The 20371-nt window shown below is 69.7% G+C and carries 16 protein-coding genes; 5 read left to right on the forward strand and 11 right to left on the reverse strand.

Annotated features, from left to right (window positions below; all coding sequences use genetic code 11):
* Positions 1 to 40 precede the first annotated feature (40 nt).
* Positions 41 to 1849, reverse strand: a complete 1809-nt coding sequence (gene ggt, locus DI272_RS09675) for a gamma-glutamyltransferase (protein WP_181387133.1) — start codon at positions 1847 to 1849, stop codon at positions 41 to 43.
* A 119-nt stretch (positions 1850 to 1968) separates the two neighbouring features.
* Between ggt and DI272_RS09680 the strand changes: the two genes are divergently transcribed.
* Positions 1969 to 2727, forward strand: coding sequence for a hypothetical protein (locus DI272_RS09680; protein ID WP_181387134.1), 759 nt, complete (start codon positions 1969 to 1971; stop codon positions 2725 to 2727).
* A gap of 116 nt (positions 2728 to 2843) precedes the next feature.
* A complete protein-coding gene (locus DI272_RS09685; RefSeq protein WP_109494957.1) occupies positions 2844 to 4412 on the forward strand; it encodes a CocE/NonD family hydrolase in 1569 nt (522 codons plus the stop codon).
* 153 nt (positions 4413 to 4565) lie between these two features.
* Here the strand turns inward: DI272_RS09685 and DI272_RS09690 are convergent, their stop codons facing one another.
* Complete coding sequence (locus tag DI272_RS09690; protein WP_109494958.1) at positions 4566 to 5309, reverse strand: amino acid ABC transporter ATP-binding protein; 744 nt, start codon at positions 5307 to 5309, stop codon at positions 4566 to 4568.
* Between the two features lie 125 nt (positions 5310 to 5434).
* Positions 5435 to 5842 (reverse strand): DUF6278 family protein, encoded by a 408-nt coding sequence (locus DI272_RS09695; protein ID WP_109494959.1) that lies wholly within the window; start codon positions 5840 to 5842, stop codon positions 5435 to 5437.
* A 171-nt stretch (positions 5843 to 6013) separates the two neighbouring features.
* On the opposite strand from DI272_RS09695, the gene DI272_RS09700 reads away from it, so the two are divergent.
* Positions 6014 to 7795, forward strand: coding sequence for an SGNH/GDSL hydrolase family protein (locus tag DI272_RS09700; protein WP_375138035.1), 1782 nt, complete (start codon positions 6014 to 6016; stop codon positions 7793 to 7795).
* Between the two features lies 1 nt (position 7796).
* Here the strand turns inward: DI272_RS09700 and DI272_RS09705 are convergent, their stop codons facing one another.
* The 6 genes from DI272_RS09705 to DI272_RS09730 form a co-directional block, all read right to left on the reverse strand.
* Positions 7797 to 8579, reverse strand: a complete 783-nt coding sequence (locus DI272_RS09705; protein WP_109494960.1) for an exodeoxyribonuclease III — start codon at positions 8577 to 8579, stop codon at positions 7797 to 7799.
* Positions 8580 to 8609: 30 nt separating this feature from the next.
* A complete protein-coding gene (locus tag DI272_RS09710) occupies positions 8610 to 9251 on the reverse strand; it encodes an MBL fold metallo-hydrolase (RefSeq protein ID WP_109494961.1) in 642 nt (213 codons plus the stop codon).
* Between the two features lie 33 nt (positions 9252 to 9284).
* Positions 9285 to 10592, reverse strand: a complete 1308-nt coding sequence (gene pcaC / locus DI272_RS09715) for a 4-carboxymuconolactone decarboxylase (protein ID WP_109500761.1) — start codon at positions 10590 to 10592, stop codon at positions 9285 to 9287.
* Positions 10589 to 11755, reverse strand: coding sequence for a site-specific integrase (locus DI272_RS09720; RefSeq protein WP_109494962.1), 1167 nt, complete (start codon positions 11753 to 11755; stop codon positions 10589 to 10591). Before DI272_RS09720 ends, pcaC begins: the two co-directional genes overlap by 4 nt.
* Positions 11756 to 12396: 641 nt before the next feature.
* On the reverse strand, positions 12397 to 13014 hold the full coding sequence (locus DI272_RS09725) for a hypothetical protein (RefSeq protein WP_109494963.1): 618 nt from the start codon (positions 13012 to 13014) through the stop codon (positions 12397 to 12399).
* Between the two features lie 298 nt (positions 13015 to 13312).
* Positions 13313 to 15256, reverse strand: coding sequence for a kelch motif-containing protein (locus DI272_RS09730; protein ID WP_109500762.1), 1944 nt, complete (start codon positions 15254 to 15256; stop codon positions 13313 to 13315).
* Positions 15257 to 15776: 520 nt separating this feature from the next.
* On the opposite strand from DI272_RS09730, the gene DI272_RS09735 reads away from it, so the two are divergent.
* The gene (locus DI272_RS09735) at positions 15777 to 16751 is read left to right on the forward strand and encodes a DNA-directed RNA polymerase subunit alpha (RefSeq protein ID WP_109494964.1); all 975 of its coding nucleotides are present in this window, start codon (positions 15777 to 15779) and stop codon (positions 16749 to 16751) included.
* A 598-nt stretch (positions 16752 to 17349) separates the two neighbouring features.
* On the forward strand, positions 17350 to 17745 hold the full coding sequence (locus DI272_RS09740) for an STAS domain-containing protein (protein ID WP_181387135.1): 396 nt from the start codon (positions 17350 to 17352) through the stop codon (positions 17743 to 17745).
* A gap of 369 nt (positions 17746 to 18114) precedes the next feature.
* On the opposite strand, the gene DI272_RS45200 is transcribed toward DI272_RS09740, so the two are convergent.
* Positions 18115 to 18348, reverse strand: a complete 234-nt coding sequence (locus DI272_RS45200) for a universal stress protein (protein WP_309221652.1) — start codon at positions 18346 to 18348, stop codon at positions 18115 to 18117.
* Between the two features lie 288 nt (positions 18349 to 18636).
* Complete coding sequence (locus DI272_RS09750) at positions 18637 to 20295, reverse strand: penicillin-binding transpeptidase domain-containing protein (protein WP_109494966.1); 1659 nt, start codon at positions 20293 to 20295, stop codon at positions 18637 to 18639.
* Between the last annotated feature and the right edge of the window lie 76 nt (positions 20296 to 20371).

Below are 20371 nucleotides of genomic sequence, written 5' to 3' on the forward strand. Positions count from 1 at the left end.
CGCCGCGCGGGCGCGACCAGCCCCCGCGCCCCGGACACGACTACGGAGCCGGCACGACCACCTGCGCCGACCCGCCGCCCCGCCGCACGGTCTCGGCGGCCGCCAGCCACTTCCCACCCGGCAGCCGCTGCACCCCGGTGGCCGCCCCGATCTCGGCGTTCAAGCGGAACCCGTGCCCGATGGCCTCCAACCGGGTCCTCAAGTCGCTGTTGTAGAGCCCTGGTTCGAGCTCGGTGGTGGTCTGGTTCCGCTGGCTCGCCCGGGGTGCCGCGATCGCGTCGACCAGCGGCATCCCCCGGTCCAGGAACTGCGTCAGCGTCTGGAGCACGGTGGTGATGATGGTCGCGCCGCCCGGCGAACCCAGCGCCACCACGGGCTTGTTGTGCCGGTCCAGCACGATCGTCGGCGAGATCGACGACCGCGGCCGTTTGCCCGGCCCCGGCAGGTTCGGGTCGTGCACGGCCGGGCTGGCCGGAGCGAAGGAGAAGTCGGTCAGCTCGTTGTTGAGGATGAACCCGCGCCCGGGAACGGTGATCCCGCTCCCTCCCGTCTGCTCGATGGTGAGCGTGTAGGAGACGACGTTCCCCCACTTGTCGGCCACCGTCAGATGCGTGGTGTTCTCGCCCTCGTACGTCGTCGGTGCCGCCGTGCCGCCGGATGCGCAGGCCGCCGGATGCCGCGGATCACCGGGTGCCACCGGGCTGGTGAGCACCGCGTCGTCCTTGATGAGGCAGGCCCGCGAGTCGGCGTACGTCTGCGACAGCAGTTCCTTCGTCGGTACGTCCTCGAAGGCGGGGTCGCCGACCCAGCGCCCGCGGTCCGCGAACGCGATCCGGCTGGCCTCGATGTAGCGGTGCAGGTACTGCACCTCGCTCGCCTTCGAAAGGTCGGTGTTCTCCAGGATGTTGAGGGCCTCGCCGACCGTGGTGCCGCCGGAGGAGGAGGGCGCGATGGAGTAGACACCGAGGCCGCGGTAGGAGGTCTTCGTGGGCTTCTGGAGCTTGGCCGCGTAGGCCGCGAGGTCCTTCTCCGACAGGTCGCCCGGGCGGGCGTTCCAGCCCGAGGCGGGGTCCACGGGCGGGTGGTTCACGGTGTCGACGATGTCCTCGCCGAGATCGCCGCGGTAGATCGCGCCGACGCCCTTCTTGCCCAGCTCCTCGTAGGTGCGCGCGAGATCGGGGTTCTTGAAGGTGGAGCCGACGACCGGGAGGGCCCCGTCGGGCAGGAACAGCTTCGCCGTGTCGGGGAAGTAGCGGAAGCGGGCCTCGTTCAGGGCCGTCTGGGCGCGGAAGGTGTCGTCGACGGTGAAGCCGTCACGGGCGATCCGCTCGGCCGGCTTCAGGACCGTACCGAGCCGTCTGCTGCCCCACTTGTCCAGTGCGGTCGCCCAGGTGGCGGGCGTGCCCGGGGTGCCGACGCTCAGGCCGCTGCTCACCGCGTCGGCGAAGGCGAGGGGCCGGCCGTTCTCCAGGAACAGGTCGGCGTCGGCGGTCAGGGGGGCCGTCTCGCGTCCGTCGACGGTGTGCACCGTACGGGACTTGGCGTCGTAGTAGACGAAGTAGCCGCCCCCGCCGATGCCGGACGAGTAGGGCTCGGTGACGCCGAGCGCGGCGGCCGTGGCGACGGCGGCGTCGACGGCGTTGCCGCCCTTGCGGAGCACCTCGATGCCGGCGGCGGAGGCGTCCGCGTCGACGCTGGCCACGGCGCCGCCGTAGCCGACGGCGACCGGCACCTTCGGGGGTGTCGGGGCGGGTGCTGTGGCGGCCGTCGGCGGCGCTGCCGCCCCCACCGACACCACGGCGGCCGAGACCGCCAGGACCGACAGTTTCCGCGCGACAGGACGACGCATGCGCACCTCCACTAAAAGGCCGTCCGCGCAGCCTATTGCAATGCCCCGCCCTCGTCAGGACCGCCGTGAACAGCCGTCCTCGAACACGGGTTTGCGTATCCCCGCTACCATGCGCGCCCATGAATGACGACGTGCGCAACATCGTCCTCGGCGTGCTGGCCGCCGGCATCAGTGCCGCGCTCGGCTGGCTGGCCCGGACCTATCTCTGGCGGCGGAAGCTCCGCCGCCAGCAGGCGTTCTTCGGGCTGCCGGACAACTCCGAGTCCCTGCTGGTGGTGAACCGGGGCGCGGCCGGCCCCGAGCTGACGGTGATGCGCTACGACGTCTTCGCGCTCCTCGAACTCGCGGCCCTGATCAAGGACTGCAACGCCCACGCCCAGATAGTCCCGCACGACGCGGCCCGGCAGGGCTTCGGCGAGCGCACCGAGTTCTGCGTGGGCGGCCCGGCGTCGAACCGCCGGATGACGGCCCACCTCGCCTCACTGCTGCCCGGCGTGCGCGTCAACGTCGACGCCGAGCCCGGCCCCGACCGGGGCGCCGTCCAGATCGGCACCGAGCGGTACCGCGTGGAGCCGGGCCGGACCGAGCACGTCCTGCTCGCCCGGCTCACCGTCGACCAGCCGCGGGACGCCCGGCCGGTGTTCCTCTTCTGCGGCCAGACCGCGATCACCAACCAGGCCGCGACCCGCTACCTCGCCCGCAACCACGAGCGGCTGAGCCGCAAGTACGGCAACAACTCCTTCGTGCTGCTGCTGAAGGTGGTCAACTCGGCGGCGTACGGTCCGGACGTCGTCGAACTCGTCGCGGACGTGACGCGAGCCGCGCAGACGGCCCTGCCGGCGCCGGCCGCTCCCCGCAACTCGCACCGCGCCTCCTGAATTCATTCACACCACACCAATCGTTACTCCCACGTAACTTACCGACGGGTTACTTCCGGTAAACAGCCGAGGTTACCGTCTGGTCACTTTGCACTGACACGAGTGAGGAGTGACCCGTGGGACACCATCGCAAGGCCCTGCGCACGACCGCCGTGGGCGCCGTCTCCGCGACCCTGATCGCCGGAAGCGCCCTCGGGTTCGCCCCGGCCGCCCAGGCCTCGACCGGCGGCATACGGTTCGTCGACATCGCCGGTGACGGCGGCACCGTCCTCAAGGCGAACGTCATCACGCCCGCGGGCGCCGACAGCTCGCGCCGCTACCCGCTGATCGTGTTCCCCACGAGCTGGGGCCTGCCCCAGGCCGAATACCTGGCCCAGGCGCAGAAGCTCGCTAACTCCGGCTACATCGTGGTCAGTTACAACGTGCGCGGCTTCTGGCAGTCGGGCGGGCAGATAGAAGTCGCGGGCCCGCCCGACATAGCCGACGCCTCCAAGGTCATCGACTGGGCGCTCGCCAACACCCCCTCCGACGCGGCGCACATCGGCATGGGCGGCGTCTCGTACGGCGCCGGCATCAGCCTGCTCGCCGCCGCGCACGACCAGCGCGTCAAGGCGGTCGCCGCGCTCAGCGGCTGGGCCGACCTCATCGACTCGATCTACTCGGGCCGCACCCAGCACGTCCAGGCGGCCGGTCTGCTGGACGGCGCGAGCATCGTCACGGGCCGGCAGAGCGCCGAACTCCGGGACATCTTCGACCACTTCTACGCCTCCGACCTGTCCAGGGAACAGGACATGATCGATTGGGGAAAGAAACGTTCGGCCGCCACATATGTGGACCAGCTGAACAAGAACGGCGCGGCGGTCATGATGGCCAACGCCTGGGGCGACTCGGTCTTCCCGCCCAACCAGTACGCCGACTTCTACGAGAAGCTGACCGGCCCCAAGAGACTGGAGTTCCGCCCCGGCGACCACGCGACCGCCGAGCTGACGGGCCTCTTCGGGCTCCCCAACGACGTGTGGACGGACACCGGGCGCTGGTTCGACCACTACCTCAAGGGCACGGACAACGGCATCAACCGCGAGCTGCCGGTCCAGCTCAAGTCCCGCTCCACCGGCGGCTACGAGGGCTACCCGGACTGGAAGTCGGTCGGCGCCACCACGAAGAAGCTCGCCCTGTCCGGCACGACCACGATCCACACCAACGTCGACTCCGGGGCGGACGGCGGTGTCGTCTTCCTGTCCAGCATCCTCGACCAGGTCGCCAAGCTCCCCCCGGTCGCCTCGATCCCGCTGCTCCCCCGCCGCTGGGCGGCCGTGTGGCAGTCGGCGAAGTACACGACGGCCCAACAGGTGCGCGGCACCGCGAAGTTGCACACCACCGTCACGCCGACCAAAGAGAGCGGCACCCTCGTCGCCTACCTCTACGACGTGGGGCCGCTCGGCCTTGGCAGGCTGGTCTCCAACGCGCCGTACACCTTCCACGGACGGACGCCCGGCCGGCCGTTCGGCGTCGACCTGGAGCTGTACTCCACGGCCTACGACGTCCCGGCGGGACACCGGCTCGCCCTGGTCGTCGACACGGTCGACCCGCTCTACATCGAGCACAACCCGTCCGGCGCGCAGCTGACCTTCTCCTCGCCGGAGAACGACCCGTCGTACGTGTCGATTCCGCTCCGCGAGCAGTGATCTCCGGCCGGCGCGCCGGGCGGGTATGGCTCTTGTGAGCTGCCGTCCCCCTGCGGTCTCGGGGCCGTGGGGGGTTCCCCACCGGGCAGCGGCGAGATCGCCGTCATCACAGGGATGAACGGCACATCGTAGTCGAGGGGCGGCGCCGCCCCGTCAATGCTTGAGGATCTTGGAGAGGAAGTCCTTGGCGCGGTCGCTCTCAGGGTGGGTGAAGAACGCGTCGGGGGCGCGGTCCTCGATGATGCGGCCGTCGGCCATGAAGACGACGCGGTTGGCGGAGGCGCGGGCGAAGCCCATCTCGTGGGTGACGACGACCATGGTCATGCCTTCGCGGGCGAGTTGCCGCATGACTTCCAGGACCTCGTTGATCATTTCCGGGTCGAGGGCCGAGGTCGGCTCGTCGAACAGCATCGCCTTGGGCTCCATGGCCAGGGCGCGGGCGATGGCCACGCGCTGCTGCTGGCCGCCGGAGAGCTGCGCGGGGTACTTGTCCGCCTGGTCGGCGAGGCCGACGCGGTCCAGCAGCTGACGCGCGCGCCGGTCGGCGTCGTCCTTCTTGCGTCTGCGGACCTTGACCTGGCCCAGCGAGATGTTCTGCAGGACCGTCTTGTGGGCGAAGAGGTTGAAGGACTGGAAGACCATGCCGACCTCGGCGCGAAGCCCCGCGAGGGCCTTGCCCTCGTCCGGCAGCGGCTGTCCGTCCAGCCGGATCTCCCCGGACTGGATGGTCTCCAGCCGGTTGATCGTCCTGCACAGTGTCGACTTTCCCGACCCTGACGGGCCGATGACCACGACCACCTCCCCCTTGCCGACGGTGAGGTTGATGTCCTGGAGGACATGCAGTTCCCCGAAGTACTTGTTGACGTCACGCAGCTCGATCAACGGATCGACGGCCATGCCCAGCCCTACCCACTCTCAGCTGTGTCGCGGTTGCCGCAACCTATCCAGACAACAGTGGGGTTAATACACGACACGCACTTTTCGGGCATTAGCCGTATTTACGCCCCACTTATGGGGAGCGGTCAGGCCTCCGCCACCTCGGCGTACAGCTGGGAGAGTTCGGGCACGCCGCTCGCCGCCCACTCGTGCCCCTCGGCGACCACGTCGAACTCCCGCCCGGAGGCGAGCCTGATCACCGGCTGGCCGTCGGACCGGATGCCCCAGCGGGCACCGGGTACGGTCCGCACGATCACCGTCCCGAGGTACAGCCCGGCGTCGTTGCCGAGCCACTCCAGCACCTCCGCGTCGTCCCGCCACCGCGGCACCAGCTGGTCGAGCTCCTCCAACGAGGCGACGGTGTCGTCCAGTTGGACACCGGACCGGGCCGCCTGATGGCGCAGCAGCTCACACTCGGCGAGGAGTTCGGCGATGCCCTCGGCGTCGTGCGCGCCGGGTTCCTCGCGCCGGTTGCCCAGAAAAGGGATCTTCATACGCTCAGCGTGTCACTCGTACCGGCGTACGCACCACAGGCGCGCGGGCAGTCGATTCCGGGCGACTTCGCGCCGAGTTCGCGCATGGCGCGTTGACGCGCCCCCCGGGCCTCCCTAACTTCGCCGTGCGTCGTGCGTCTCGTCCTGACCGGTCGTGAACGGGGGAACCAAGTGCGCCGAGGTGTCCGCAGGTCCGTCGTCGCCTTCGCCCTGTTCGCGGCGCTGACACCGGCCGGGCCGGTGCGGGCGGTGACGTCCGAGCCGACGGTGACGGTGCGCAGCGGGGTGGAACCGCAGCCGCTGGAGCGGCTCTTCGACAACATCGCCGTCAGCGACGACGCCCGGCCGGGCGAGGCGGACTTCGACGGCGCCGGAGCCTCGCTGTCCGCGCGGGACCTGACGGCGGCGGGCTGGACGCCGGGCCGGACGCTGACCGTGCAGCGGGCGCCGCTGACGTGGCCGCGCCGGGCACCGGGCGAGCCGGACAACGTGCGCGCCGCCGGGCAGTCGGTGCGGATGACCGGCCGCGGGGACGCCCTCGCCTTCCTGGTGGCGGGCACGACCGGCACAGAGGTCAGCGGCGCGGGAACGGTGTCGTACGCGAACGGCACGACCTCCTCGTACCGCCTGACCGCCCCCGACTGGCGGACCGGTCCACTCGCCACCAAGGCGGTGGCGCTGCCGCACGTGAACACGCCCGGCGGCCAACTCGCCGTGCGGGCACGGCTGTACGTGGTGACGGTGCCGGTCGTCCGCGGGCGCCGGGTCGCCTCGGTGCGGCTGCCCGACGCGCCGGGGCTGCATGTGTTCGCGGTGTCCGTGCGGGCCACCACACCGGGCTGGACGGGAAGTTGGGCCGCCGCGACGGGCGGGTATCCGGCGGTGGGGCCGTGGAGCGACCGTACGCTGCGGCTCGTCGTGCACAGTTCGGTGGGCGGGCCCCGGGTGCGGCTGCGGTTCGACAACACCTTCGCCTCCGCTCCGGTGCGGATCGGGAGCGTCACGGTGGCGGTCCGGGCGGCGGGCGCGGCGGCGCGGGACGTGCCGGTGGCGGTGGCCTTCCGGGGTGCGGCGGGTGTCGAAGTGGCCGCGGGGGCACAGGCGTTCAGCGATCCGCTCGACTTCGAGGTGCCCGCGGACAGCAGTCTGCTGGTGAGCTTCCACCTGCCGGGCACGGTGGCGGCGGCGCCCGTGCACCGGCTCGGGGTGCAGCGGTCGTACGTCAGTGAGCCGGGCGACCACGCGGCGGACGTCGCGGGAACCGCGTACACCACGGTCCTGACGAGCCGGCCGCTGCTGACCGGGGTGGACGTGGGCGGCGGGCCGGGGTCGGTGGTGCTGCTCGGGGACTCGATCACGGACTGGGAGAAGTCGACGGTCGACGCCGACCGGCGCTGGCCGGACGTGCTCGCCGACCGGCTGCTCGCCCAGGACGAGGTCCCGCACTACGGCGTGCTCAACCAGGGCATCTCCGCGAACCGCGTGGTCACCGACCGCTATCCCGGCGACGGCGTCTCCTCCGACACCGGCGGCGTGAGCGCCTTGCACCGGTTCGACCGGGACGTCCTCGCGCAGACCTCGGCGCGTACCGCGGTCGTCTTCCAGGGCGTCAACGACGTGCGGTGGGGCGCCTCGGCCGACGAGGTGATCGCCGGCCTGCGCGAACTCGCCGACCGCGGGCACGTGCGGGGGCTGCGGATGCTCGCGGCGACGATCCTGCCCTGCGAGGGCGAGGCGCGCTGCACGGCCGCCGCCGACGCCGAGCGGGTCCGGGTCAACGCCTGGATCCGGGACTCCGACGCCTTCGACGGCGTCCTCGACTTCGACGCCGTCGTACGGGACCCGGACCACCCGGCCCGGATGCTGCCCGCCTACGACAGCGGGGACCATCTGCATCCGGGCGACGCGGGCCTCGCCGCCCTCGCGGGGGCGGTGGACCTGACCCTGCTGTGAGCTACGGGACGTCCAGGTCCACGACCACCGGCGCGTGGTCCGAGGCGCCCTTGCCCTTGCGCTCCTCACGGTCCACGTAGGCGTCGGTGACGGCCTTCGCGAACGGCTCGTTGCCGTACACCAGGTCGATGCGCATGCCGCGGTTCTTGGGGAAGCAGAGCTGGCGGTAGTCCCAGTACGTGAAGGGGTGGTCGTACTTCAGGGGGCGCGGGACGACGTCCGAGAGGCCGGCCTCGCGCAGGGCGGCGAGGGCGGCGCGCTCGGCGGGGGTGACATGGGTGAGGCCCTCGAAGGCGGCCACGTCGTAGACGTCGTCGTCCGTCGGTGCCACGTTGTAGTCGCCCAGGACCGCGAACGGGCGGCTGCCCGCGGCGTCACCGGCGACGGCCGCCTTGAGGGCCTCGAACCACTGGAGCTTGTAGGCGTAGTGCGGGTGGTCCACCTCGCGGCCGTTCGGCACGTACACCGACCACACGCGGACGCCGCCGCAGGTCGCGGAGATGGCGCGGGGCTCGGGGGCGCCGTCGTAGCCGGGGTCGCCGGGCAGGCCCTTGACCACGTCCTCCAGGCCGACCCGGGAGAGCACCGCCACGCCGTTCCACCTGCCGGTGGCGTTGACCGCCGCTTCGTAGCCCAGCTCGCGCAGCTGGTCGAACGGGAACTGCTCCTCGGCGAGCTTGGCCTCCTGGAGGCAGAGCACGTCCGTGCCGCTGCTCTCCAGCCAGGCCAGGAGCCTCGGCAGACGGGCGGTGATCGAGTTCACGTTCCAGGTGGCGATGCGCATGCCTGACAACCTACCGGGCCCCACTGACACTCACAGCGACGCGCTCTCCCCCGGCGCCAGCCTGAGGTGCTCGGTTCCGCCGAGGGCGCCGATCTGGTTGTCGTAGATGGGGCGGGCGAGGTCGGTGAGCAGGGCGTCGTGAACGTCGTACGCCCGTTGCGGCTTGACCTCACGGACGTAGTCGATCACCTCGGAGATCTTGCTCCAGGGCGCCATGACCGGCAGCATCAGCGTCTCCACCGCGTGGTCGGGGACGGTGAGGGCGTCACCGGGGTGGAAGACACGGCCGCCGTCGATCAGGTAGCCGACGTTGGTGATGCGCGGGATGTCCGGGTGGATCACCGCGTGCAGCTCGCCGTGGACCTGGACGTCGAAGCCCGCGGCGGTGAAGGTGTCGCCGTGGCCGACGGTGTGCACCCGGCCCGGGAAGGCGGCGGAGATCTTCTCCGCGACGGACCGCAGGGTCCAGATCTCGGCGGCCGGGTTCGCCGCCATGGCCGCGCGCAGCCGCTCCTCGCTGAAGTGGTCGGGGTGCTCGTGCGTGACGAGGATCGCCTCCGCGCCGACCGCGGCGTCCTCCTCGCTGAAGCCTCCCGGGTCGAGGACGAGGGTGCGCCCGTCCTTCTCCAGGCGGACGCAGGCGTGCGACTTCTTCGTGAGCTTCGTGGTCATGGCACCATCCTGCCGCGCTCCCCGCGCGGGTGCTCACTCCTCGGGGGTCGTCTCCTCGCGGATGACCTCCTGGGCGACCTTGAAGGCGCTGCCGGCCGCCGGGACGCCGCAGTACACGGCCGCCTGGAGGAGCACCTCCTTGATCTCGGCCGGGGTGAGGCCGTTGCGCAGGGCGGCGCGGACGTGGAAGCCGAGCTCGTCCAGGTGGCCGCCCGCGACCAGCGCGGTGAGCGCGACACAGCTGCGGGAGCGGCGGTCGAGGCCCGGGCGGTCCCAGATCTCGCCCCAGGCGTAGCGGGTGATGAACTCCTGGAAGTCGCCGGAGAAGTCGTCGGCCTGCGCCAGCGCCCGGTCGACGTGCGCGTCGCCGAGCACCTCGCGGCGCACCTTGAGCCCGGCGTCGTACGGGTCGGGCCGCCCGCCCATGCCCTGGGGCGCAGGCGCGGCCGGGGCGATCTCGGCGATCGGCACGGCCTGCGGCGGCGGTCCCGCGGCGGCCAGGACCGGCTTGACGGGGGCCGCGGGGATCGCCATCTGGCCGGTCGTGGAGTCGTAGGCGGGCTGCCAGGCGGTGGAGAAGTGCCGGACCAGCAGGTCCGTGACGGCGGCGGGCTGCTCCACCGGTACGAGGTGGGAGGCGCCCGGTACGACGGCCAGCCGCGCGTCCGGGATGCCGGCGACCAGCGTGCGGGCCTCCGCCGGGCCGGTCACCTGGTCGTCGGAGCCGACGAGGACGAGGGTCGGCACCCCGACGTGGGCGAGTGCGGTCCGCACGTCGAACGCGGCGAGCGCCTCGCAGGCGGCGATGTAGCAGCCGGGGTCGGTGGTGCGGACCATCTGCACGGCCCAGTCGGTGATCGCGGGCTGCGCGGCGGCGAACCCGCCGGTGAACCAGCGCTCGGGGGACGTCCGGGCAATCGGGTCGAGCCCGTTCGTCCGCACGATCACACCGCGCTGCCGGAACTCGTCCGGCGTCCCGAACCGGGGCGAGGCGGCGATCAGCGCGAGCGAGGCGATCCGTTCCGGGTGGCGCAGCGCCAGCTCCAGCCCCACCGCACCGCCGAGCGCGCAGCCCGCGTAGCCGAAGCGCTGCACGCCGAGGCCGTCGAGGGTGGCGAGCAGCCGGGCGGTGAGGTCACCGACCGAGCCCGCCGGGTAGGCGGGGGCGCCGCCGTGGCCCGGCATGTCGAAGCGGAAGACCCGCCACTGCTTGACCAGGTCGGGGACCTGGCGGTCCCACATGTGCCATGTAGTGGCGAGAGAATTGGCCAGGACCAGGACAGGGGCGTCTTCTGGCCCGTCAAAGCGGTATTGCAGGGTTTCGACGTTCGTCTTGCTCACCCGCTCACGCTCCCACATCTCACGTCTTCATCAGGCGCGGGGGTGGGCACCCCCGCGAGACCTCCCCACGCAGCCGCCGCCGGACGAAGATCCTCCACATCCGGCTTCACATACCACTGCTTCGTGGTCTTGACGCTGCTGTGCCCCGCCCATCGCGCAAGGAGGTGATCCGGAACCCCGTTGTTCGCGAGATACGTGAGGCAGCTCGCGCGGGCGTCGTACAAACGAACACGCCGCAGCTGACTCCGGGCCATGATCTCGTAGGCCCTCTTGCGCAGATGCTTCCCGTTGAGCGCCCTGCCGAGCTCGTCCACGAGTACGTACCCGCTGCTCTCATACGCCACTCCCGCCGCAAGCTCCTCCGCTGACTGCACCGCCGCGAAGTGCTTGAGGGCATCACTGACCAGCGCAGGCAAAGGAAGCAGCCGCTCGCCGGCAGCGGACTTCGCGCTCTTCTCCACCACCGTCCTGTTCCCCATCAGCGTCCGCGTGTTGGTGATGCTCAGGGTGCCCTTGTCCACGTCGACATCGGACCAGCGCAGGCCGCAGACCTCCGCCGGACGCAGTCCCATCAAGGAGAGCAGCAGCGGGGCACACAGCCGATCGTCCCGCACCCCGAGCACGAAGGAATGGACCTCGGTTTCGGTCCAAGGCGCCACCACAGTCCTCGTCAGGCGCTCCGCCTTGCGCGTCTTCCGTGGGATCGTCACGTCCTGGGCGGCGTTCTCGGCGACCAGGTGCCGCTTCACCGCACGGTTCAGCGCGTCCTTCAGCCGTGCAAGAGACATCTCCACCGAGATCACACCCAGGCCGGCACCCGCCCTGCCGCTCCGGACCCGGCCCTCACGCAGCGCCCACTCCATCCACGCCCGAACGTCGTCCTCGGTGAGGGCCTGAAGCCGGATGTGCCCCAGCTTGCTCCGCACACGATCCAGAGTGGCCATGTAGCTGTTGATGGTGGTCTCCTCCAGGTCTTCCGCCTTCTCGGCGATCCACTGGTCAAGCCACTCATCCACGGTGATGTTGTTGGGCGCCACGAGCGTCCCTTCGTAGCGACGGTGCGTGACATACGCGTACGCGACCTTCGCTTCCCTCAGGGTGGCAAACGTCCGCGTCAACTGCTTACGCTTCCCGGTTTCGGGATCGCGTCCCACATCGACCACAAAGCGGTACCGGACCTGGCCCTTCGCATTCGGCGAAAGCTTCTTGATAGGAGCGGACAGAACTACTCACTCTCCTCGCGGACTCACGACACTGCTCGCTGCGTCCGCACCGGATGCCCCTCAAGGCGCCTCCGGCTGCGAACTGCTTCAATCGTCCGCACGCTGCCCGGTTTCGGTAACCGGGAACCATCTGCTACAAAGCACCGCCACGCCCTCCCTCAGGCCCTTCGCCTGGACCGAGAGCAAAGCCGCCGCCGAGATGTTCCACACGATCGCGGCCTGTCCGCGCACCACACGCAAACCTGACCAAGCGACAGCGACCACTCACATGGAGGACTGCCCGCCGTGACCGTGGGTTTCGGCGCCATGCGTCTGCCGTCGCAGGAAAGGCCCCTATTGGGACACGCCCTGCGCAAGCGCATGACCCGACCGCTCCCGGGAAACTTCGCCCGAACCGGCACTGAGCCGGCTCCGGACGGGACAACGATGAGTTGTCTCCTGGTCCACCCGTAATCAGCATTGACCGACAGCCCAGCGGCCGGCAGCCACTGCCCGGATCCGGAACGCTCCGAGCGGCCGGCCTGCACGGGTGCCGCAGCCCGTTACCAGGCGGCATGACGGAGCCTTGTTCTTGCGGGGGACTACCCGACTGGACAGTTCCCCCAGGCCGCGGCCAGGGGCTCGGGAATCTGTGGGACATCGCCGCAGCCGTGCGGCGCACGGGGGAAGCTGTCGGTGGCGAGGTAGCTCCACATGCCTGCGGCTGTACCGCGGAAGTACTTGGTGGCACTGCCCTCGTCCTGCATGCCTACGAGTTGCTCGTGCGTCGCGCCGGAGGTGGACTCGAAACGGGTGGCTGCGTAGCGGACACCGCCGCACTGACCGTAGAAGAACTGCTGTGGCACCGGTCGGATGTGGGCGAAGCGGGGGAAGCTGCGCTGGTATTCCGCCGTCACGGCGGCCTTCACCGCGCTGGTGGCGGTCAGGTTTTGGCAGCCGGAGTGAGGTGCCGAGGTAACCGTTCCGGTGGGCCTGGGCGATGCCGCGGCCCCGGTCGGGGAGGCAGCGGCGCGCGGCAGCTTGGGCGTGGTGTCGGCAGGGACGGCGGAAGGCAGGTCTGCCGGTGCAGAGGAAGTGGCCGAAGGCGGCCAGGAGGGGGCGCCCGAGTCGGCGTGCGAAGCCGCCGGCTCCTCGCACCCTGTCAGCAGCAGAATCCCGCCCAGCATCGCCATCACTGACACACCTCTGAGATCGAGCATGGCGCGTCCTCTTCTCCGGTGATAGAGCCTCTGCCGCGATCTGCGAGAGAGCGTGGCCGCCTGCGCCCGGCCGCAGCCACGTTGCTGGACGCTCTGGGCCGCCCTGGGGTTGCAGGAGTGAGGGGTGTACGACGGTCTCGATTCCGTATACGCGCACCGGTGCACCGCGTCCCGCACGCGCGTCATCCCGGCCTGACTTCCTCGGCGATTCCTGTCGGCACCTCGCTCGGCGGATCGGAAGGCCGTGACCCGGCCGGAGGTGAGATGACGCCGTCCTTACGCCCTGTGGCCGCAGCGGTCAGGGCACTCTGACCCACCGCGCTACGGAGGGTGTCCCCTGATCGTCGGTGACGAACAGCATGTACCAGCCGGAGGGGACCAGGTCGCGGTTCTTCGGGACGGTGACCTGGATGCCGTCGCCGTCTTTCGTCTTCTTGAAGTCCAGGGCGATGGAGCGCTGCTCGACGTCGGTGACGTGGGTGGTGGAGCTCGGGTGGATCAGGCGGGCGGTCTTGATGACGGAGGCGTACTTGGTTCGGAAGGTCGCGGTGGCCCCGTGTTTCACCGTGGCGGGACCGCTGGTCAGGGACGGCCGGGAGTCGCGGTACAGGTACGGCGGCGTGTAGATCTCCAGGCGCTGTTCGAAGACACCGGGCTCGGTTTTGGCTTTGTCGGCGAAGAGGGAGTCGCCGCCGAAGGTGATCACGCGGCCGTCGGGGAGCAGGATGGAGCCGGAGTGGTAGTTGCGGCCCACCTCCGGGTCGGCCACTCGGTGCATCTCGCCGGTCTTGGCGTCGTAGATGCGTGCCTGGAGGATGTTCTCGGCGGAGGGGCCCCGGTAGTCCCGAGAACCGCCGGTGATCAGCACGGTGTCGTCGGGAAGGATCGACAGCTCCGGGTAGCGGGTGCCTTCCGCCAGTTGCGGGCCGTCCGTGAAGTGCGGGCTGTCCGCCGTGAGGTCGATGATCCTGGTCTTCTTCGACGACTTGGTCGATTCTCCGATGCCTCCGCCGCCGACCACCATGAACTTCTCGTCCTGGGCGGGCGGGAGCATGACCGTGCCGGAGGTCTCCATCAGGTTCGCGTCGTCCAAGCCGGGCAGCTTGGTGAACTTGTTGGTGGCGAACTGCCAGATACCTGGAGCGCGGCCGACGTCACTCGGGCCGTAGCCGGCGTTGGAGCCGGAGTAGAAGAAGGTGCCGTCGGGCAGTTGGAAGACGGCCGGGTAGGTGGGGAACTGCCGGACCTTCCCGCTGTAGGTCCAGGTCCTGGTCTTCGGGTCGTAGACCTCGCTCTTGCCCGGCACCACCTGGCCGATGTCGTCCAGCCCGGACAGCGCCAGCACCCGCCCGTCGGAGAGCCGGGTCAGGGTCGGGTACCAGCGGGCCTCGTTCATCGGGGCGACTTTGGTGAACTTCTCCGTCGCCGGGTCGAACTCATAAGCGTCGTGAATCCCCTGGAAGTCCTTCTTGTCGAGGCCGAGTTTGTTGGCGATGCCGTACACGTTGTGGGTGTCGGAGCCGGTCAGGCCCTGCACGCGGTAGTTCTCCTGGGCACCGGTCTCGTACTGCCTGCCGCGCTTCTGCGCCTCGACGTAGACGCGGTTCACGCTCGCCTCCGTGCGCAAAAACTTCCCGGTCCTCTTGTCGAAGATCTTCTTCGCGGGCTTGACGGAGACGGGGTCCTTGGAGACGAACGTCTTGTGGTTCTCCTTACCGGTGAACCTCGTCCCGCCGGGCAGTGTGACCGCCTTGTCGGGGTCCTCATTGTGGACGATCATCAGCCCGCCGGCCTTGGTGACATCGCCTTTGAGCTTTTCGTAGCGTTTGGTGCCGCCCGCGAACAGCAGCTTGCCGTCGGCCAGGTGGATGTGACCGGTGCAGAAGAGGTCGGCCGGGGTCCTCACCTCGTGGAAGGTGTTCTCGACCGGGTCCCAGACCACCGAGCGGAAGTTCTTGGCGTCGAAGTTGTCGAGGTTGTTGCCGGACCCGGCGACCAGCAGGATCTTGCCGGTGTGCAGCAAGGCCGCGTGGATGGTGTTCTGCCGGAACGCTTCGGGGACGTCGACGACGTCCCAGTGCCCGTTCTCCGCCTTGTACTCGGGTCTGTTGATCTCGTAGTGGTGGTACTTCTCGCTCCCGACGCGGTACAGCCACGGCCCGTTCAGACCGGCCAGCGCCAGCACCACCACGGTGCCGACCAGCAGACGACGGGCGCGACGGCGCCCGGCACTTCCCTCCATGTCGCAGATCCCCCGGAACAGCTGGATGGTCGGGCCGCAGCCTCCCCCGTGTGCCGCGGCCCGACCGGCCTGCACTGCGGCGTCCACTGGGCTCCCGATCCGCCGGCACAGTCGACGGCCGGTTGACGCCACCATGCTATTTTGCATCATGCAAAGCTTGACACAAGGGGAAGTAAGGACGCCGCAAGCGACAAGGGGCTGGCCATGGACACCTGTCGCCGTGCCTTGAACGGCCGGGTGAAGGACAACCCGCGCGGCCGATGGCTGTTCCCGCGGCGCTTTCGAGCGTTGCCGACCGTCTGCTCGCCGACAACGGCGGCGGGATGTTCGTCGCCCCCGGCGCGCACGTCCGAACGACGCCGGAATCCGACCACGGCTCAGGTCGCCCGTGTGACGCGGGTCGGTCTTCCCGCTGAGGGCCTCGATGCCGCTCTGATCCGCGAAGAGACCGAAAGATTTTCGACGCTTTGATGTCCATGACGCCCGCCAGTGGGCTCCGAATAGCCGGAGGCTTCACCTCATGCTGATTGCCCAGCGTCCCTCGTTGACCGAAGAGGTCGTCGACGAGTTCCGTTCCCGGTTCGTGATCGAGCCGCTGGAGCCGGGCTTCGGTTACGCCCTCGGCAACTCCCTGCGCCGTACGCTCCTGTCGTCGATCCCCGGCGCTGCTGTCACCAGCATCCGTATCGACGGCGTGCTGCACGAGTTCACCACCGTGCCGGGCGTCAGGGAGGACGTCACCGACCTGGTCCTGAACATCAAGCAGCTGGTCTTCTCTTCCGAGGACGACGAGCCGGTCGTAATGTACCTGCGCAAGCAGGGCCCGGGTCTGGTCACCGCCGCCGACATCGCTCTACGGGGCAGCATCGAGGTGCACAACCCCGACCTGGTCCTGGCGACGCTGAACGACAAGGGCAAGCTGGAGATGGAGCTGACGGTCGAGCGTGGCCGCGGCTACGTCTCCGCCGTGCAGAACAAGCAGGTGGGCCGGGAGATCGGCCGTATCCCGGTCGACTCCATCTACAGCCCGGTACTCAACGTCACGTACAAGGTCGAGGCGACTCGTGTCGAGCAGCGCACCGACTTCGACAAACTGATCGTCGACGTCGAGACCAAGCAGGGGATGCGTCCCCGTGACGCCATGGCGTCCGCCGGCAACACCCTGGTCGAGCTGTTCGGTCTGGCCCGCGAGCTCAACATCGACGCCGAGGGCATCGACATCGGCCCGTCCCCCACGGACGCCGCCCTGACCGCCGACCTGGCACTGCCGATCGAGGAACTGGAGCTCACCGTCCGCTCCTACAACTGCCTCAAGCGCGAAGGCATCCACTCCGTGGAAGAGCTCGTCGCCCGCTCCGAGGCCGACCTGCTCGACATCCGCAACTTCGGTACCAAGTCCATCGACGAGGTCAAGGCGAAACTGGCCGACCTGGGCCTGGCCTTCAAGGACAGCCCCGGAGTCGAACCTCTCACCACCTTCGGGAGCACCGCCTGACGTCCCGCCGCCCTACGGCAACGGGCTCGCTGGAGAGCAAGCAGCACTCAAGGGGGCGCTATGTCACGTCAGTGACGCTCGATAGCGCCTGCCGGGGCCAGCAAGCGGGGGTGCGCTGAGACGAGAATGCCGAGTGCAGCTGCAGTGTCGAGTGCTGTCATATATCGACCCGTTTCACGGCCGACCGGACGGCCTGGGTGTGTCGTGCTCGACTGACAGCAACCGAAGAGCCTGCTTCGCACCCTGGGCTCATACCCGGCTGCGCCCAGGACGTCGTCTCGGTCGGCAGGCCACGTCCGCTGCCTGCCTTGCACAGCCTCCACCCGGCGATCGTCGGACTGCGGCCGAGACCGCCCGCACCAACTGGTACGAGGCCGCAGGCAATGCCGTACAGCCCCACCGCGAAGGCCGCGCCCCCTGGCTGATCTCCACAGGAGGATTGCCGCGGGTCTTCCTCGAAGCAGGTACCCATCGCTTCGGAGAGCGGACGCCCGCCACCGCCCGGCGTCCATCATGTCGTGTCCGCATGACTCGCAGAGGACGGGGCAGGCGAGCACACGAACCCCTCCGGCGGCGGGGTCGGGGAGGGGTTTCCCGGATGTGGCACATCGTCGAGCGGGAGGCAGCCTTGGAGGTCCAGCCGTTGCGACTCACGCCTCGGTGGGCCGACGCCGACCTCCTGGTCGTCGAAGCAGAGGGGACTTTCGACGCGGCCTTGGCCCCCTTGTTGTGCGAGCCGCTCATCAGGCTGCTGCGTGTGGGACACCGCCACTTCGTGGTCGACGTCCAACAAGTGACAAGCTTCCACCCGGCTGGTGTCCACCTTCTGACGGCGGTACGGCGCACGATCCGAGCCGGGGGCGGCATGCTGACCCTGGTCGCGGGACCGGATGCGCGACGCGCCTTCAGCGCAGTTGACGTCGGCCGGCCGGCCTTTCTGTACCCCACGGTTGTCGAGGCGTCGCGAGCCTGTAAAGCCTCGTCTCGGGACTGACACCGGTGCAGAGATGCCCTGCCAGGCGGGGGCAGCCGACACGGGCGGTCGTCGTCCACATCGCCGCCACGCCGGTCAGTGACTGCGGCGGGCCGGGAGCAGGAACTCTTGCTCTTCTCCGCCGGCGCCGTCTTCGTCGGTTTCCTGGCGGGGCTGGCGGCCATGGCCCCTTGGCGATCCGCAAGCACAAAGCGGCCCTGGTCCGGGCCGGAGGTCCGGCCTCAGCAGCCGCCGCCTTCACTCTCGCGGTGAACCAACTGATGCGCGGCCGGGCGGTCCTGGCGTTCACCGCGACCCTGCTCATCGCTGCCGGACTCTACGCCCGGCGGCGTCGAGGCCCACGCAAAGGCGAACCGACATCGCGCGGGGTCAGGTACTGCCGGCCCCGACGACGAGAACCGGGCACGTGAAATGGTGCACGCAGTGGTGACTGACGGAACCGAGCGGCATCCCGGCGAAGGCGCCGTGGCCCGCAGGTTCTCGCGGAACTGTTCCCGAAGTCGGCGTCCGAGAAGTCCACCGGCATGGGGAACCGGCGGGACACCGATGAGTCCGCTGTGGCTGCGGCCCGTCGCGTGTTGGCACCCCGGACCGATCTGGCACAGCGCAAGCTTTGCTCAGGACAAGGACCTTCTCATCGTTGCGCGCTGTATCTGGCGGCGTACCTCTTTTCCGGATCAGGAGCTCTGGTGCGGCTTTCGCGCCGCACGATCGGAACCGTCCTCGCCAGCGGGACGCTCACCGTGGCCCGAGCGGTCCGCCCGCCCTCCGGCCTGGGCCCCTTCCACGGGAGTACCGTCAGGCAACCAGCTCTCCCTTCCATCCGGACGGAACGGGCCCGACCGGGCCTGCGGACGGGTCGATGCCGAGGCCGTCGTCGCCGTCGGTGCGTCAGCTCCCGGTGAGCAGGTGACGGACGACGTATCCGGCGGAGTCCACACCGGAGCTGCCGCCTTCGACGAGGGCCGCGACCGCGATACGGGAGTTGTACGCGGTGAGCCAGCCGTTGGTGTGGTCGCCCTCTTCCGCGGTGCCGGTCTTGGCGCCGACTCCCGGCAGGCCGCTGAGGCGTGGTGCGGCGGTGCCGCTGGTGGCCACGGTGCGCATCATCGACTGCAGGTATCCGGCCGTGCGGGCCGAGATGGGCCGGGGCGCGGTGTCCTGATGCTGTCCGGGCAGGATGATCGGCTGGTGGAAGCCGACGCCTCGCACGGTGGCCGCCACGGACGCCATGAACAGGGGGGTGGCCGTGACCCGGCCCTGGCCGATGAACTGGGCGGCCTGGTCGCCGCCTTGGACGTCCGCCGGGATGCTCGGGTCGGTGGTGGCGACACCGCCGCCGATGGACCAGCTGCCCATGCCGAAGACGTTGACGGCCTCGTCGTGGAGGGCGGAGGCGTCTCCGTCGTGCACGAGGTAGTGGAAGCCGTCCTTGATGAAGGAGGTGTTGCACGAGACCGTGAACGCCTGGGCGAGGGTGGAGGCGGGATTGGCCCGTACTCCGGAATCGTTGTGGAACAGCTGGCTGTTGGCCATCAGCGAGTCCGTGCAGGGGGCGGGGCTGTTCGGGGTGAGGCCCGCCTGGTCGAACAGGGCCGCCGAGGTGATGATCTTCATCGTGGAGCCCGGAGACTTGATGCCGTTGATGGCGATGTCGCCGTGGTCTCCCGTGTGGCCGAGGGCGAGGATGTGCCCGGTCTTCCAGTCGAGCGCCACCGTCCCGGCGGGCTTGCCCTGAAGATGAGCGTCCTTCACCGCGGTCTCGGCCACCTCCTGGAGGGAGGCGTCGATGGTCGTCTTGATGACGGGGGCCTTCCCCTTGGAGAAGACCTTCAGGGACTTCACGCCGGCGCCGGTCGCATCGACGACGGCGACGCCCGTGCCGGTGGTGCCGCCGGTCGGGGTGGCGTTCTGGCGGATCGTCGCCACGATGTCGCGCAGCGAGGCGAAGCGGGCGAGGTCGGTCTTGCCGTCGCTCGCCACGACCTCGGCGGTGCTGGTGCCGGCGGGCAGCGTGCCCGCCGTCAGGGACTGATCGTCACCCAGGCCGGGGAAGAGCACCGAGTTGTTCCAGTGCACCGCCAACTGGCCGTTGGTGCTCTGCCGTACCGCCACCGCGCTCGGGTAGGTCCAGGTGCCGCCTGCCACCTGGGCCGTGACGTCGAAGGTGACCTTGGTCGCGCCCGCCGTCACCGCCGATGGCCCCTCGGAAACGACCTGGTCGAAGGTCAGCGCCTTCAGATGCAGGCCATCCACGTACCCCCGCAGGGCCGACGCGGCCGTGGTCGAGGCGTCGGTGTCGCTCGCGGCCCGGTCGAGTTCCTGTTTGGACCAGCTGTCCAGGAACGCGCGGGTCAGCTTGACCGCTTCGGCGTCCGACGGCGGCTCACTCGACACCGCCGCAGGGTCGAAGGTGCGCGCCGCCTTGGTCTCACCGCTCCCTGTCGTCCCTGGGGACACCGCCTGCACGACGTTGTACGCACCGATTCCGCCCAGGACCAGCAGCGCCGCACCACTACCGACTATGCCGATCTTCACACCTCTGTTCATGCGGTGGATCGTATGTACGTTTGCACTGTGCAGGTATTCGCCGAGACGGATCGTTACCGGACCGTCAAGCCACCCG

Origin of the sequence: Streptomyces sp. Act143 (assembly GCF_003143935.1) — a bacterium.
GTDB lineage: Bacteria > Actinomycetota > Actinomycetes > Streptomycetales > Streptomycetaceae > Streptomyces.